A 17,413-nucleotide genomic window follows, 5' to 3' on the forward strand; every position below is an offset into this window, starting at 1 on the left:
TATTGAATGATTACTATTCAATTACAAATTTAAAAATAAGTGTTGTTGTATAAAATTTAGAATCTGATTTTCTACCCAAATATTTTCATTATTATTAAATGATTGTGCAAAACCAACATGTCCACCATATTTTGGGGTCATTAAATAGAAGTTCTGAAGGTTTTCCGCTTCTTTATAGGGATAGCATTCAGGTGATAAAAAACTGTCGTCTAGTGAATTAATTAAAAGAGTCGAGTGTTTTATTTTAGAAATATAAGGCTTAGAACTTGCTTTTTCCCAATAATCTTCTGAGTCTTTAAACCCAAAAACAGGAACTGTATATTGTTTTTCTAAATGACGGAACTTTGTGGCTTTGAACAGTAAATCTCTGTTTAACTTGAACTCAGGGAATTTGTTCGCTTTTTCTAATAGTTTTAACTTCATTGTTCTTAAAAACTCCGTCATATATAACTTGTTTTTAATTTTAGTAAGTTCTGCTTGTGAAGTTGTTAAATCTACAGGAACAGATACGGTAACTCCTCCTTTTACATTTTCAGGGATTGTATCATATTCGCCTAAATACTTTAAAGTCAAATTTCCTCCTAAACTAAATCCAACAATAACAATACTTTCATAGTTATAGTTGCTTGTTAGGTGGTTAATAATGAATTCAACATCATCAGTTTTTCCACTATGATAAGTTTCTAGTAGTAAATTGTCTTCCCCGCTGCATCCTCTTAAATTCATACAAACTACATCTATACCAGTTTGATTGAGTTTATTGGTCGTAGAAACCATATAATTCGATTGAGAACTACCTTCTAAACCGTGAATTAAAACGGCTAAATACTTAGAATTAACCGTAGAAAAATCTAAATCAATAAAATCATTATCCCAAGTGGTAACACGTTTTCTAGTATAGTTTACTTCGTCTTTCATAAATAAAGCTCTATAAACTGTATTAAAATGACCATTTTTAAAAGGTAGGCTTGGGTTAAAATCACATTGAATAATAGGCATATAGCAAATTGAGATTAAAAAATATTGTCGAAAGCAACTTAATTAGCTTGAAAATTAATAAAAAAATCATTCAATATTCCTATTTTCGTGTAAAAATGAACACGATATGAGTATTGTTAGGCATATTCCAAATTTATTAACCTTAGGTAATTTGTTCTGCGGAACTGTAGCAACGATTTTTGCTATTAAGGGGGATTTTTTCGCAACTGCATTTTTAGTAATTCTTGGAATTGGATTTGATTTCTTGGATGGATTTGCAGCTCGTTTATTAAAAGTTCAAGGAGAATTAGGAAAACAGCTAGATTCTCTGGCAGACATGGTTACAAGTGGAGTAGTACCAGGAATTGTAATGTTACAATTATTAGTAAATGCTATTGATAAAGACGCTGTTGGATACTTTGGAGTAGATGCTTATGGTAAATCGGGAAGTAACTTACCATATTTAGGAATTATATTGACTTTGGCAGCTTGTTATAGATTGGCAAAATTTAATTTAGATGAGCGTCAAACAGATAGTTTTATTGGAGTTCCAACGCCTGCTATGAGTTTATTTGTGATTTCTTTACCACTTATTGTGGAATACACAGATTATCATTTAGTGGTTGAATTAATCCAAAATCAATACTTTTTAATTGGGGTGATCTTATTTTTCAGCTTTATCATGAATTCTGAAATTCCTTTATTTTCATTAAAGTTTAAAAATTTCGGACTAAAAGATAATCTAGTTAAATATGTTTTCTTAGTACTTTCAATCGTCTTGTTGGTAGTGATTAAGGTAGCGGCAATTCCAACTATAATATTATTATATATTCTGATTTCATTAGTTCAAAATATGATGAAGAAATAATGAAAATAGAAATTTGTAAGAGTAGAGAAGAAGCTCATCAAATAGTTGACAACTTAAATAGCTACAATAAAGAAAAAGTAGATTGGATTTTATCTAACTTATATACTTCTATAGAGTTAATTGCTAGAAATGATGAAGGTAAAATTATTGGAGGAATACTTGGCGGAATAGGATATTATGCTGGTTTTTATATTAAAATCTTTTGGATTGATGAAAGCGAAAGAGGAAAAGGAGTAGGAGGAAAACTATTGCAAGAGGCTGAGAATATCGCTAGAGAAAAAGGAGCTAAGTTAGCAGTGGTAGATACGTTCTCTTTTCAGGCTGATGGCTTTTACCAACAACATGGTTATGAAGAATATGGTCGGATAACCGATTATCCTCATAAAGGGGATTACAATGTGTTTTTTAAAAAAGAATTAAAATAGAAAGAAATCAACAATTTGGTTACTTTTGCCTTTTTTTAATTTATAAATAATAAGAATGAAAAAAGGATTACTATTAATTGCAATGCTAGCAATAACTCTTTCAGCTAGCGCTCAAAAATTCGGTGTAAAAGGAGGTTTAAATTTTTCTAAAGTGAAAGTAAACACATTAGGTGTTTCTGCTTTTGCTGAAGGGAAAACAGGTTTTTATTTAGGAGGATTAGTTGATTTCAAACTAAGTGAGAAGTTTCATGTGCAACCAGAAGTATTATTTTCACTTGAAGGTTCAGATAATTTAGACTTTACATTTGTTAATATCCCTGTATTAGCTAAGTATTATGTAACTGAAAAATTAAATATTCAAGCAGGTCCACATTTTGGATTTATTTTAGATTCAGATGCAAATACAGATTCTTTAAAAACTTTAAATTTAGGAGTAGACGTTGGTTTAGCTTACGAATTAGATAACGGATTGTTTTTTGATGTTCGATACAATCATGGGATTTCTAATTTAGTTAAAGACGGTGTAGGAACAGAATTTTATGAAAGAGCCTATCAATTAGGTTTAGGATATAGATTTTAAATAAAGAAGGAGGGTTTTTAACCTTCCTTTTTTGTTTTAAATTGCTTTTTCTTTTCTAAAACTCCCTATGATAATATTCAAAGGGAATATTAAGAATATGGTTATTGGAAAAACAAGAAAAGAAATAGTTGTACTTATATCAACGAATGTGAGTCCATCTAGCAAAGGATGAGTATTCTTATAATAATTTCTAGGAAGATTATTATTGGTATGAAAATAAATTGAATAATATATAGCTCCCAGTGATACTAGTGTAAGAAGAACATGTATAATTGATAGAAATCGTAAGGGCTTTCTTTTAAATTTCTTAAGTAGATAATAAACTAAAGAAACAATAAAGAAGATTGTTGAAATTAATATAGAAAAATGATAGAGTGTAAAAACGAAATAGGTATCATGCACATTAATATCTAATGTTTTATCTCCTCCAAAGAGTCCTATAAAAAATATGAAGATGCTAAGTGTTAGAAAAAATAATTCAGGAGTTCTTGAAACAGCATATTTCAACATTAAAACTTCTTTTTCTTAAGCTCAAAGTCTTTTCCTAAATACACTCTTCTTACAGTTTCGTCTGCCGCTAATTCTTCTGGAGTTCCTTCTTTTAAAATACCACCATTGTACATCAAGTAAGTTCTATCTGTAATGGCTAATGTAGCTTGCACATCATGGTCAGTAATTAGAATACCAATGTTTTTATTTTTTAATTGTGCTACAATTCCTTGTATATCTTCAACAGCAATAGGGTCGACTCCAGCAAAAGGCTCATCAAGCAAAATAAACTTAGGATCAGAAGCTAAACAACGTGCAATTTCAGTTCTACGTCGTTCTCCTCCCGATAACAAATCTCCTCTGTTTTTACGAACGTGTCCTAAACTAAACTCATCAATTAGTTCCTCTAAACGTTCCTTTCTTTCTGCTTTAGTCCTGTCGGTAAATTCTAGAACAGACATGATATTGTCTTCTACAGATAGTTTTCTAAAAACTGAAGCCTCTTGTGCTAAATAACCAATTCCTTTCTGAGCACGTTTGTACATGGCATCAGTAGTAATTTCTTCATCATCTAAAAAGATATGACCATCATTAGGTTTTATCATCCCTACAATCATATAGAAAGAAGTAGTTTTTCCAGCTCCATTAGGACCTAACAACCCTATAATTTCACCTTGTTCTACTTCTAAAGAAATACCTTTTACGACTTTTCTACTACCATAGATTTTTTGTATGTCTTGTGCTCTTAATTTCATGTAAGTTTATAAGATATTAATGCTGCTAAATTAATGTAAAACGATTCGAGTAAAGCTTAATAATTTGTTAACTATTTTCTTCTAAAGCTTCCCAAAATTCAACGGCACGACGTAAATGAGGGATCACAATAGTACCACCTACTAAGGTAGCAATACTCATAGTTTCCATCATTTCTTCTTTTGTAACACCATTTTTATGAGCCGTTTCTAAATGGTATGCAATACAGTCATCACAACGTAATACTGCTGAAGCAACTAAACCTAAAAGCTCTTTAGTTTTTACTGGTAAATGCCCTTCAGCATATGCATTCGTGTCTAAATTAAAGATACGCTTGATCACCTTATTATCTGAAGATAATATCTTTTCGTTCATTTTAGAACGATAGTCGTTAAACTCTTGGACTTTTTGTGACATTTTTCTGTTGTTTTTTAATTACAAGACTAGATATATGAATACTAATCTCATATAATATCATAATTGGCACAGTAACAATAACCTGACTAGCTACATCTGGAGGTGTAATAATAGCAGATAATATTAATACTAGTACCAAAGCATGCTTTCTGTATTTTCTTAAAAATTGTGGCGTTACTAAGCCTATTTTTGATAAGAAAAATATAACGATAGGTAGTTCGAAAAAAACTGCAACCCCTAACAATGTATTCGTAATTAAACTAATGTATGCTTCTAACTTAAAGTTATTAACTATAGAGTCACCAATAGAAAAATTGTAAAAGAAGTATACAGACATTGGTAAAATAACGTAGTAGCTAAATAATACTCCTAAAAAGAATAATAAAGAAGAAATAAAAATAAATCCTCTTGATTTTTTTCTTTCAGAGCTGTGTAATCCTGGAGATATAAATCTCCACATTTCCCATAATACATAAGGAAAAGCTATAACAAACCCTAAAATTAAAGAAGACCAAATCCCTGTCATTAATTGTTGTGTAGGGTTTAAAGCCTGTAAAGTTTGTTTGAATTTAATATTACAAAAGCTACTTTCAATTCCTAGAGAGGAAAAAGCCTCGCAAAAGAAACGATATGTTGCAAAATCTGGTTTTAAATGCGCAAGTAAAAATTCATTAAATACAAATTCAATATTTATGAAAATAATAATTGCTAATACAAATATTGCTGAAAAGCTTCGAACTAAATGCCATCTCAATTCTTCAAGATGGTCTAAAAAAGACATTTCCTTTTCTGCCATCTTAAAATATTCCTTCTTTAATTATATCATGTAAATGTACTACTCCTACATAGTTTTGGTTTTCATCTGTAACTAAAATTTGAGTAATACTATTATTTTCTAGCATATCTAAAGCATCAACAGCCATGGCATCTACATGAATAGATTTTGGGTTTTTGCTCATGATATCGTTTGCTGTTAATTCATCTATTTTAGTAGTTTTACTTAACATTCTTCGAATATCACCGTCAGTAATAATTCCAATAATCTTATCATTATCATCTACTACAGCGGTAACTCCTAATCGTTTTTCAGAAATCTCAATAATAACATTGGTTACTGTATCATTGATGGTTACTTTAGGTAATTGATTATTTTTAATTAAGTCCGAGACTCTTAGGTATAAGCGTTTTCCTAAAGCTCCACCTGGATGGTATTTAGCAAAATCGCTACTTGTAAATCCTCTTAATTCTAATAAACAAACTGCCAAAGCATCTCCCATTACCAATTGGGTTGTTGTACTTGTGGTAGGAGCTAAGTTATTAGGACAAGCTTCTTTGTCAACATGAGAATTTAATACGAAATCTGCGTTTTTCCCTAAATAAGAATCAGGATTCCCAGTGATTGCAATAATTTTGTTGTCTGAATTTTTTATTAAAGGTACTAAGACTTTTATTTCAGGAGTATTTCCACTTTTAGAAATACAAATAACAACATCATTTTTTTGAACAATTCCTAAATCTCCATGAATTGCATCGGCTGCGTGCATAAAAATAGCAGGTGTACCTGTTGAATTAAGGGTAGCAACTATCTTATTGGCAATATTCGCGCTTTTACCAATCCCTGTAATAATTACCCTACCATTGGCATTCAGTATGTAATTTACTGCGTCAGCAAAAGATTCATCTATTAAGTTTGCAAGGTTAGCAACAGCTGTACTTTCTAAAAGTATTGTCTCTTTAGCTGTGTTTAAAATAACGCTTCTTGAGTCTTTCAAGGTTATATTTTTTTGAGAAATTTTAAAGTGTAAAAATAGGAATATTTTAGATAGAAGTTGGTGTATAAAAAAAGAAACTTTTTCAGTTTTTATAAAAGGATTTTTTGTAACTTAGTTCGCATTTTTAATTTTTGAATTGAATGATGAATAAAGAGGAGACGGATTTATACGGTTCATTAAAGAAAATTTTTGGTTTTAACCAATTTAAAGGGTTACAAGAGGACGTGGTTAGTAGTATCTTGAACAACCAAAACACATTTGTAATTATGCCTACAGGAGGTGGTAAGTCGTTATGTTACCAGCTTCCAGCGTTAATGAAAGAGGGTACAGCTATTGTTGTTTCGCCTTTAATTGCATTAATGAAAAATCAAGTAGATGCCATAAGAGGTATCTCTGAAAAACATGGTATTGCACACGTTCTAAACTCGTCACTTAACAAATCTGAAATAAATCAGGTGATGAGTGATATAGAAAACGGTATAACGAAATTATTATATGTAGCCCCAGAATCCCTTATTAAAGAAGAGTATGTTGAGTTTCTAAGGAAACAAAAAATATCATTTGTCGCGATTGATGAAGCCCACTGTATATCAGAATGGGGACATGATTTTAGACCTGAATATAGAAATCTAAGAAACATTATTAAACAAATTGATAATGTTCCAATTATTGGACTTACTGCTACTGCTACAGAAAAAGTTCAGGAAGATATCTTAAAAACTTTAGGAATGACGGATGCTAAAGTGTTTAAAGCATCGTTTAACCGAGCGAATTTGTTTTATGAAGTAAGACCTAAAACAAAAGAGGTTGAAAAAGATATCATTCGTTTTATTAAACAGCGTCTTGGTAAATCTGGAGTAATCTATTGTTTAAGTAGAAAAAAGGTAGAAGAGATTGCACAAGTACTTCAAGTAAATGGTATTAACGCTGTTCCATATCATGCTGGATTTGATGCTAAAACAAGAGCAAAACATCAAGATATGTTCTTAATGGAAGAATGTGATGTTGTAGTGGCGACGATAGCTTTTGGTATGGGAATTGACAAGCCAGATGTACGTTTTGTAATACATCATGACATTCCTAAGAGTTTAGAAAGTTATTATCAAGAGACAGGTAGAGCAGGAAGAGATGGTGGAGAAGGTCATTGTTTAACATTCTATTCTTATAAAGACATAGAAAAGTTAGAAAAGTTCATGGCAAACAAACCTGTAGCAGAACAGGAGGTAGGGCATGCTTTATTACAAGAAGTCGTTGGATATGCTGAAACTTCAATGAACCGAAGAAAGTATATATTACATTATTTCGGAGAAGAATTTGATGAAGTGCATGGAGAGGGAGCAGATATGGACGATAATATGCGTAATCCTAAGAAAAAACATGAAGCTCAAGATGAAGTAGTAACACTTTTAGAGATTATTAGCAAAACTAATGAGATGTATAAACCAAAAGAATTGGTGAATACCATAATTGGTAGAGAAAATGCTTTACTAAAGTCTCATAAAACTACAGTACAACCTTTCTTTGGAGTTGGTAAAGACAAAAATGAGCATTATTGGATGGCCTTATTACGTCAAGTATTAGTGGCAGGATATATCAGAAAAGAGATAGAACAATATGGAGTTGTAAAGCTAACTAAAGAAGGTAAAGAGTTTAAAGCAAATCCAAGTTCATTTATGATGACCGAAAATCATGTGTATGATACAGATGATGACGGAACGATCATTACAAATACCAAATCTGCAGGCGGTGTTGATGATAAGCTAGTAGGAATGCTTAAGGATTTACGTAAAAAGGTGGGGCAGAAATTAGGTGTGCCACCGTATGCTGTTTTCCAAGATCCTTCTATAGACGATATGGCTTTGAAATATCCAATTAATCTTGAAGAACTTTCTAAGGTACATGGAGTTGGAGAAGGTAAAGCTAAAAAATATGGTAAAGACTTTATAAAGTTAATTGCTGACTATGTAGAAGAGAATGATATAATGCGTCCAGATGATTTAATTGTAAAAAGTACAGGAATAAACTCTGGGTTGAAATTATATATTATTCAAAATACAGATAGAAAACTTCCATTAGAGGATATTGCAAGTTCTAAAGGTCTAGAAATGGGAGAGCTTATTAAAGAAATGGAAGCGATTGTATTCTCTGGAACAAAATTAAATATAGATTATGCAATTGATGATGTTTTAGACGAAGATCAACAAGAAGAAATTCACGAGTATTTTATGGAGTCAGATACTGATAAGATTCAGGATGCTTTAGATGAGTTTGATGGAGATTATGACGACGAAGAGTTACGATTAATGCGTATTAAATTTACAAGTGACGTTGCTAATTAAGAATGAATAGTAAAGTAACAAAATATATAGAAGATAAAGATAAATGGACGCAAGAGTTAAATCTCTTGCGTTCTGTATTATCGAAATTACCTTTTGAAGAAACTATAAAATGGGGAGCACCAGTGTATGTTTACAAAGGGAAAAATATTTTAGGAATATCTGCTTTTAAAAATTATGTTGGGATATGGTTTTTTCAAGGACATTTCTTAAAAGATGAAGCTAAACTTTTAATGAATGCGCAAGAAGGAAAAACCAAAGCCATGCGTCAATGGCGTTTTGATTCTTTAGAGCAAATTGATGTAGATTTAGTAAAGACATATGCTTTAGAGGCTATAGATAATTCTGAAAAAGGATTAGAAATTAAGCCTCAAAGAAATAAAAAACCTTTGGTTATACCTTCAGAGTTAGAGGTGAAGCTAAATGAAGATGAAAAACTTAAAGCAAAATTTAATGAATTTTCTTTGAGTAAACAGAGAGAATTTGCAGAGCACATTGCTAGTGCTAAAAGAGAGGCAACAAAATTATCTCGTTTAGAAAAAATTATTCCAATGATATTGAATGGAATAGGTTTACATGATAAATATAAAAACTGTTAGTTTACGAATACTTTGTCTATAGTAGCAGTAGAGTCACAGCGAATCACGTAGATGTGTATTTTTTCTAAGGTTCCTTTCCCTGTTACGTAATATTCAGCACAAGGCTTTTGTCTTGGTTTACTTTTACCAAAATCAACATCAGCATTTTTTAAAAGAGATGAAATCATTGCAGTATCTATTTGATTAGATTCCATTACAGCTTTTGCTTCTTCTGAAAATAAACGTTTCTTAATACGAATGGTTTTAAGGGTACGTGCGTCCATTCCATAATCAAAAGAAACATCTTTTTGCTTCCAAAAATAAGCCACACCAACAGAGCCTAAAGCTACTCCTATTAAATAGTATCCAAAACGTTTAAGTAATCGCATGATTTTGATTTTATGACTGCAAAAGTATTGATAAAAATGAAATCAATATAAAGAGAATATGAAAAAAGTATAAATTCTTTCAAAAGAAATAGGGTGTTTGATTTTTTACTTGTACAACTAATAGTAAATAACACGTACAAATAAAAACACCCCTTATTCATGAAAGAACAATTATTATTCTCAATACTTGGTTTTTTAACTAGTTTTTATACCTATTCTCAAACTTTTACAGAACTCAATACAGCAAACTTAACCGATCTTTCTAATAGCTCTGCGGTTTGGGGTGATTATGATAATGACGGTGACTTGGATGTCTTATTAACAGGATTAGATTCCCGTGTATCAAATAGAAAATATTCGAAAATATATACGAATAATAATGGAACTTTTATTGAGCTTGCTAATGCTAATTTAGTAGGAGTAGCATTTGGTCGTTCTGCTTGGGGCGATTATGATAATGATGGGGATTTAGATATTTTATTAACAGGTCAATCTGCCAGTGGAAATATTTCAAAAATATACACAAACACAGCAGGAACTTTTACTGAGCTTGCTACGGCTAATTTAACAGGGGTAGGAGGTAGTTCTGTAGTTTGGGGAGATTATGACAATGATGGAGATCTAGATATACTATTAACAGGAGGTACTTCAAAAATATATACAAACAATGCAGGAACTTTTACAGAGCTTACTACTGCTAATTTACCCAGAGTAGATAATGGTGCTGTAGTTTGGGGAGATTATGACAATGATGGGGATTTAGACATTTTGTTAACAGGATATACAGGAAGTGCTGATATTTCAAAGATATATACCAATACCAGAGGGGTTTTTACAGAACTTGTTACAGCAAATTTAATAGGAGTGTCTTATAGTGATGTTGAGTGGGGAGACTATGATAATGATGGTGATTTAGATATATTATTAACAGGATATACAGGAAGTTCAACGGTTTCAAAAATATATACGAATACCTCTGGAAGTTTTACCGAATTAGCAACTGCTAATTTACCAGGGTTACAACATAGTTCTGCAGCTTGGGGCGATTATGACAATGATGGAGATTTAGATATCTTATTAACAGGTATAAGAGGAAGTATAGAGATTTCAAAAATATATACAAACAATGCAGGAACTTTTACAGAGTTGATTACTGCAAATTTAACTAATGTGCGTTATGGTCGTGCAACATGGGGCGATTATGACAATGATAATGATTTAGATATTTTATTAACAGGGGAATTAACGGGAGGAAGAGTTTCAAAAATATATACCAATAATACGGTTGTTTCTAATACACCGCCTACAGCACCAACCAATCCAACCGCAATAGTAAATGGAAATGAAGTAACAATAAATTGGACAGCTAGTACAGATGCAGAAACACCAAGTAATGGATTAAGTTATAATGTATACATAAAAGAAAATCCAATAGGAATTCCTTTTTATGTAAATACTCCAATGGCACAAGAAAATAACGGTTGGCGTAAACTGCCAGCAAAGGGTAATGTAGGACAAGGTACTAGCTATACTTATAGTTTCTCAGAAGAGTGTACTAAAAATTACGTCTTTAAGATCCAAGCCATTGATCATAGTTTTGCTGGATCTCCTTTTTCTGCGGAAGGAAGTTTTCGAATTATTGATACAGTAAATCCAACAGTAGAAACGAAAAACATTACAGTATCATTAGACGCTACAGGTTATGCAAATGTAGCTGCGACAGAGGTAGATAATGGTTCGTCCGATAATTGTGGTGTTCAGTCTATGTTGTTGACTCCCAATATATTTGATGTTACTACTTTAGGAGACAATACCGTAACACTTACAGTAACTGATATCAACGGAAATTCTAGTGCTAAAACTGCTACGGTAACAGTACAACAGGTATTTACCGAAGATACGACAGCAAATATAATTGATGTTTATCAAAGTGATTTAGCTTGGGGAGATTATGATAACGACGGAGATTTAGACTTGTTGATTACGGGTAAAAAATCTACTGGTGTAATTTCAGACCCAGTTTCAAAAATTTACACGAATAATGGAGGTACATTTACAGAATTGACTTCTGCTAATTTAGTGGGTGTTCAATATGGAGATTCGGCCTGGGGAGATTATGATAATGATGGTGATTTGGATCTACTTATTACAGGACAAGGTGTTGGAAATACATACGTAACAAAAATCTATACAAATAATGGAGGTACTTTTACAGAGTTATCGACTCCTACTATAGCTGGAATTGTTGGAGATATCACTTGGGGAGATTATGATAATGATGGAGATTTAGATATATTGTTAGCTGGTGGTATTGGACGTTTGTCAATATCAAAAATATACACAAATGATGCAGGAACTTTTACAGAATTGACCACAGCTAATTTAATTGGGGTAAATAGTGGTGCTGTTGCCTGGGGTGATTATGATAATGATGGAGATTTGGATGTGTTATTAACTGGATACACAGGGAGTTTAGATATCTCTAAAATATATACTAACAATAATGGTACGTTTACAGAATTGACTTCTGCAAATTTAATAGGGATATCTTATAGTTCAGTAGCTTGGGGAGATTATGATAATGATGGTGATTTGGATATATTAATGTCTGGATACACAGGAAGTGCCGATGTAACAAAAATTTATACTAATACAAATGGAATATTTTCAGAACTTGCAACTCCACATATACGAGGTCAACAAGAAGGCTCAGTAGCTTGGGGAGATTATGATAACGACGGAGATTTAGATGTATTACTAACAGGAAGGTTAAACACTAAAATATATAGTAATAACGCAGGTGTTTTCACTCAAGTAGCTGCTGCAGATAATCTAACTCAAATAGCAGTAAGTGATGGTATTTGGGGAGATTATGATAATGATGGGGATTTAGATATAGCATTTTCAGGTGTTACCGCCACTTCTTTCACTTCAAAAATATATACGAATAATACGATTGCTTCCAATACACCACCGACAGCGCCTAAGAATCCTACTGCCGTAGTAAATGGTAATGAAGTTACAATAAGCTGGGGAGCTAGTACAGATGTACAGACTCCTAGTAACGGATTAAGTTATAATGTATATATAAAGGAGAATCCAGTAGGAGTTCCAGTTTATACCAAAACCCCTATGGCACAAGAAAATAATGGTTGGCGAAAATTACCTGTCTTGGGTAATACAGGGCAAGGTACTAGTTATATCTATAAATTTCCTGCAGCTTGTACTAAAAATTATACTTTTAAAGTTCAAGCCATTGATCATAATTTTGCAGGATCTTCTTTCTCTACAGAAGGAAGTTTTAGTACTGTAGATACTACTAACCCAACGGTTGTTACTCAAGATATTACTGTTCAATTAGATACTGCAGGAAATGTAAGTATCACACCAGCTCAAATTGATAATGGTTCAACAGATAACTGTGGAATTCAATCAATGAGTTTAGATACTACATCTTTTGATTGTACCAATGTTGGAGCCAACACAGTGACTTTGACAGTTACTGATGTCAATGGAAATTCAGATACCAAGACAGCTACAGTAACCGTAGAAGATAAGGTAAATCCAACAGTTGTTACTCAAGATATTACTGTTCAATTAGATGCCACAGGAAATGCAAGTATCACACCAGCTCAAATCAATAACGGATCAACCGATAACTGTGGAATTCAATCAATGAGTTTAGATGTTACTTCTTTTGATTGTACTAATATTGGAGCAAACACAGTGACATTAACGGTAACAGATGTAAATGGGAACTCAGATACAAAGACAGCTTCAGTAACCGTAGAAGATAAAGTAAAACCAACGGTTGTTACTCAAAACATTACCGTTCAATTAGACGCTACAGGAAATGTAAGTATCACACCAGCTCAAATCAATAACGGATCAACCGATAACTGTGGAATTCAATCAATGAGTTTAGATACTACATCTTTTGATTGTACTAATGTTGGAGCCAACACAGTGACTTTGACAGTTACTGATGTCAATGGAAATTCAGATACCAAGACAGCTACAGTAACCGTAGAAGATAAGGTAAAGCCAACAGTTGTTACTCAGGATATCTCTGTTCAATTAGCTACTACAGGAAATGTAAGTATCACGCCAGCTCAAATTAATAACGGATCAACCGATAACTGTGGAATTCAATCAATGAGTTTAGATGTTACATCTTTTGATTGTACTAATGTTGGAGCCAACACAGTGACATTAACGGTTACAGATGTTAATGGAAACACTAACACCAATACAGCAACCGTAACAGTAGAAGACAAGGTAAACCCAATAGTTGTAACAAAAAACATAACCGTTCAATTAGATGCTGCAGGAAATGCAAGTATCATGCCAGCTCAAATTAATAATGGCTCAACAGATAACTGTGGAATCCAATCAATGAGTTTAGATACTACATCCTTTGATTGTACGAATGTTGGAGCCAACACCGTGACTTTAACTGTTATTGATGTTAATGGAAACTCAAACACAAATACAGCAACCGTAACCATAGAAGATAAAGTAAATCCAACGGTTGTTACTCAAAACATCACTGTTCAATTAAATGTCACAGGAGATGTAAGTATCACGCCAGCTCAAATTGATAATGGTTCAACTGATAACTGTGGAATCCAATCAATGAGCTTAGATACAACATCCTTTGATTGTACCAATGTTGGAGCTAACACCGTGACTTTAACGGTAACAGATGTTAATGGAAACTCAGATTCTAAAACAGCTGCGGTAACCGTAGAAGATAAGGTAAATCCAATAGTTGTTATTCAAGATATTACCATTCAATTAGACGCTACAGGAAATGCAAGTATCACCCCAGCTCAAATCAATAATGGCTCAACAGATAACTGTGGAATCCAATCAATGAGCTTAGATACTACATCTTTTGATTGTACGAATGTTGGAGCAAACACAGTGACGTTAACGGTAACCGATGTAAATGGAAACTCAGATACCAAAACAGCTACAGTAACAGTAGAAGATAAGGTAAATCCAACAGTTGTTACTCAAGATATTACTGTTCAATTAAACGCCACAGGAAATGTAAGTATTACACCAGCTCAAATGAATAATGGCTCAACAGATAATTGTGGAATTCAATCAATGAGTTTAGATGTTACTTCATTTGATTGTACCAGTGTAGGAACCAACACTGTGACGTTAACGGTAACAGATGTTAATGGAAACTCAGATTCTAAAACAGCTACGGTAACAGTAGAAGATAAGGTAAATCCAACGGTTGCTACTCAAAACATCACTGTTCAATTAGACACCACAGGAAATGTAAGTATCACGCCAGCTCAAATCAATAACGGATCAACCGATAACTGTGGAATTCAATCAATGAGTTTAGATGTTACTTCTTTTGATTGTACTAATATTGGAGCCAACACCGTGACTTTAACTGTTATTGATGTTAATGGAAACTCAGATTCTAAAACAGCTACGGTAACAGTAGAAGATAAGGTAAATCCAACGGTTGTTACTCAAGATATTACTGTTCAATTAAACGCCACAGGAAATGTAAGTATCACACCAGCTCAAATCAATAATGGTTCAACAGATAACTGTGGAATTCAATCAATGAGTTTAGATACTACATCTTTTGATTGTACGAATGTTGGAGCCAACACAGTGACTTTGACAGTTATTGATGTCAATGGAAATTCAGATACCAAGACAGCTACAGTAACCTTAGAAGATAAGGTAAAGTCAACAGTTGTTACTCAAGATATTACTGTTCAATTAAACGCCACAGGAAATGTAAGTATCACACCAGCTCAAATCAATAATGGTTCAACAGATAACTGTGGAATTCAATCAATGAGTTTAGATACTACATCTTTTGATTGTACGAATGTTGGAGCCAACACAGTGACTTTGACAGTTATTGATGTCAATGGAAATTCAGAAACCAAGACAGCAACGGTAACAGTAGAAGACAAGGTAAATCCAACGGTGATTACTCAAGATATTACTGTTCAATTAGATGCCACAGGAAATGTAAGTATCACACCAATTCAAATAAACAAAGGTTCAACTGATAACTGCGGAATCCAATCAATGAGCTTGGATATCATAGCATTTGATTGTACTAATGTTGGAGCAAACACAGTGACGTTAACGGTAACCGATGTAAATGGGAACTCAGAAACCAAGACAGCAACGGTAACAGTAGAAGACAAGGTAAATCCAACGGTGATTACTCAAGATATTACTGTTCAATTAGACGCCACAGGAAATGTAAGTATCACACCAGCTCAAATTAATAATGGTTCAACTGATAACTGCGGAATCCAATCAATGAGCTTGGATATCATAGCATTTGATTGTACTAATGTTGGAGCAAACACAGTGACGTTAACGGCAACAGATGTTAACGGAAACTCAGAAACCAAGACAGCAACGGCAACAGTAGAAGACAAGGTAAATCCAACGGTGATTACTCAAGATATTAATGTTCAATTAGACGCTACAGGAAATGCAAATATCACAGCTGCTCAAATTAATAATGGTTCAACCGATAACTGCGGAATTCAATCAATGAGTTTAGATACAACATCTTTTGATTGTACTAATGTTGGAGCCAACACCGTGACTTTAACGGTAACAGATGGTAACGGAAACTCAGATACCAAGACAGCAACGGTAACAGTAGAAGACAAGGTAAATCCAACAGTTGTAACACAAGATATTACTGTTCAATTAGATGCCACAGGAAATACAAGTATCACGCCAGCTCAAATTAATAATGGTTCAACTGATAATTGTGGAATTCAATCAATAAGTTTAGATACTACATCTTTTGATTGTACTAATATAGGAGCAAATACAGTGACATTAACGGTAATAGATGTAAATGGGAACTCAGATACAAAGACAGCTTCAGTAACCGTAGAAGACAAGGTAAAACCAACGGTTGTTACTCAAGATATTACTGTTCAATTAGACGCTACAGGAAATGTAAGTATCACGCCAGCTCAAATTAATAATGGTTCAACTGATAATTGTGGAATTCAATCAATGAGTTTAGATATAACTTCATTTGATTGTACCAATGTAGGAGCTAACACCGTGATTTTAACGGTAACGGATGTTAATGGAAATTCAGATATAAAAACAGCAACGGTAACGGTAGAAGATGTAGCAATACCAATCGCTATTACTAGAGATATTATTGTGGAATTGGATGAAAATGGGAATGCAACAATTACTCCAGAAGAAATAAACGATGGTTCTTTTGATGAATGTGGAATTGCTAGTTTACAATTGGATAAAACAGTATTCGAATGCCCAACTTTAACTGCTCATGAAGTTGTATTAACTGTTAGAGACACGAATGGATTGACAAGTACAGCTACTGCGGAAGTAACTTTTACTTCAAATGATATTGATAATGATTTAGTAGCAGATGTATGTGATGAAGACATGGATGGAGATGGTGTTTTAAATCAAGTAGATAATTGCCCTACTACATATAACCCTCAACAAGAAGATTTAGATAAAAATGGAATAGGTGATGTATGCGATAGATCAGATTTAGCTATACCTAAAGGGTTTTCTCCTAACGGAGATAATGTAAATGATCTATTCATAATAGAGGGGTTACATAAATATCCAATTAATAGATTACAAATATTAAACCGTAGAGGAATTAGTGTATTTACCGCCAAAAACTATCAAAATGATTGGGCAGGTACGTTAGAGAATAATACTAAGAAACTTCCAACAGGTCCTTATTTCTATATTTTAGAAATAAATGAAGGAATGAAAGTGATTAAGGGATGGGTTTACATTAATTATTAAACAAAAGAGA

General features: G+C 32.9%; 13 protein-coding genes. 6 read left to right on the plus strand and 7 right to left on the minus strand.

What is annotated here, in order from left to right; all coding sequences use genetic code 11:
- Positions 1-21: 21 nt before the first annotated feature.
- Positions 22-999: an alpha/beta fold hydrolase gene (locus tag Q0873_RS03530; protein ID WP_299104421.1), complete on the minus strand. Its 978-nt coding sequence runs from the start codon at positions 997-999 to the stop codon at positions 22-24.
- Between the two features lie 106 nt (positions 1,000-1,105).
- Between Q0873_RS03530 and Q0873_RS03535 the strand changes: the two genes are divergently transcribed.
- The 3 genes from Q0873_RS03535 to Q0873_RS03545 are packed head-to-tail and all read left to right on the plus strand — an operon-like array spanning position 1,106 to position 2,851.
- Positions 1,106-1,846: a CDP-alcohol phosphatidyltransferase family protein gene (locus Q0873_RS03535; protein WP_299104422.1), complete on the plus strand. Its 741-nt coding sequence runs from the start codon at positions 1,106-1,108 to the stop codon at positions 1,844-1,846.
- Positions 1,846-2,271 carry a GNAT family N-acetyltransferase gene (locus Q0873_RS03540; RefSeq protein ID WP_299104423.1) on the plus strand — a complete coding sequence of 142 codons (426 nt, stop codon included), beginning with the start codon at positions 1,846-1,848 and terminating at the stop codon, positions 2,269-2,271. Before Q0873_RS03535 ends, Q0873_RS03540 begins: the two co-directional genes overlap by 1 nt.
- A gap of 55 nt (positions 2,272-2,326) precedes the next feature.
- Positions 2,327-2,851, plus strand: coding sequence for a porin family protein (locus Q0873_RS03545; protein WP_299104424.1), 525 nt, complete (start codon positions 2,327-2,329; stop codon positions 2,849-2,851).
- Positions 2,852-2,887: 36 nt separating this feature from the next.
- Here the strand turns inward: Q0873_RS03545 and Q0873_RS03550 are convergent, their stop codons facing one another.
- From Q0873_RS03550 to Q0873_RS03570, 5 genes are all read right to left on the minus strand, one after another.
- Positions 2,888-3,361 (minus strand): hypothetical protein, encoded by a 474-nt coding sequence (locus Q0873_RS03550; protein WP_299104425.1) that lies wholly within the window; start codon positions 3,359-3,361, stop codon positions 2,888-2,890.
- Entirely contained in the window at positions 3,361-4,095 is a 735-nt protein-coding gene (gene lptB, locus Q0873_RS03555) for an LPS export ABC transporter ATP-binding protein (RefSeq protein WP_299104426.1), read from the minus strand. The genes Q0873_RS03550 and lptB overlap by 1 nt, the downstream gene beginning before the upstream one ends.
- A 67-nt stretch (positions 4,096-4,162) precedes the next feature.
- Positions 4,163-4,510: a carboxymuconolactone decarboxylase family protein gene (locus Q0873_RS03560; RefSeq protein ID WP_299104427.1), complete on the minus strand. Its 348-nt coding sequence runs from the start codon at positions 4,508-4,510 to the stop codon at positions 4,163-4,165.
- The gene (tatC, locus tag Q0873_RS03565) at positions 4,485-5,306 is read right to left on the minus strand and encodes a twin-arginine translocase subunit TatC (RefSeq protein WP_299104428.1); all 822 of its coding nucleotides are present in this window, start codon (positions 5,304-5,306) and stop codon (positions 4,485-4,487) included. Before tatC ends, Q0873_RS03560 begins: the two co-directional genes overlap by 26 nt.
- 1 nt (position 5,307) lies before the next feature.
- Positions 5,308-6,282, minus strand: a complete 975-nt coding sequence (locus tag Q0873_RS03570; protein ID WP_299104430.1) for a KpsF/GutQ family sugar-phosphate isomerase — start codon at positions 6,280-6,282, stop codon at positions 5,308-5,310.
- Positions 6,283-6,425: 143 nt separating this feature from the next.
- On the opposite strand from Q0873_RS03570, the gene Q0873_RS03575 reads away from it, so the two are divergent.
- Together Q0873_RS03575 and Q0873_RS03580 are read left to right on the plus strand one after the other, a co-directional pair.
- A complete protein-coding gene (locus Q0873_RS03575; protein WP_299104975.1) occupies positions 6,426-8,621 on the plus strand; it encodes an ATP-dependent DNA helicase RecQ in 2,196 nt (731 codons plus the stop codon).
- A 2-nt stretch (positions 8,622-8,623) separates the two neighbouring features.
- Positions 8,624-9,217, plus strand: coding sequence for a DUF1801 domain-containing protein (locus tag Q0873_RS03580; protein WP_299104431.1), 594 nt, complete (start codon positions 8,624-8,626; stop codon positions 9,215-9,217).
- Here the strand turns inward: Q0873_RS03580 and Q0873_RS03585 are convergent.
- The gene (locus Q0873_RS03585) at positions 9,214-9,585 is read right to left on the minus strand and encodes a DUF4258 domain-containing protein (protein ID WP_299104432.1); all 372 of its coding nucleotides are present in this window, start codon (positions 9,583-9,585) and stop codon (positions 9,214-9,216) included. The two genes, Q0873_RS03580 and Q0873_RS03585, sit on opposite strands and share 4 nt — an antisense overlap.
- A gap of 159 nt (positions 9,586-9,744) precedes the next feature.
- Here Q0873_RS03585 and Q0873_RS03590 point away from each other — a divergent pair, with 159 nt between their 5' ends.
- Positions 9,745-17,403 (plus strand): FG-GAP-like repeat-containing protein, encoded by a 7,659-nt coding sequence (locus tag Q0873_RS03590; RefSeq protein ID WP_299104434.1) that lies wholly within the window; start codon positions 9,745-9,747, stop codon positions 17,401-17,403.
- Positions 17,404-17,413: the final 10 nt, after the last annotated feature.

Source organism: uncultured Tenacibaculum sp., assembly GCF_947498805.1.
Classification (GTDB): Bacteria; Bacteroidota; Bacteroidia; order Flavobacteriales; family Flavobacteriaceae; genus Polaribacter.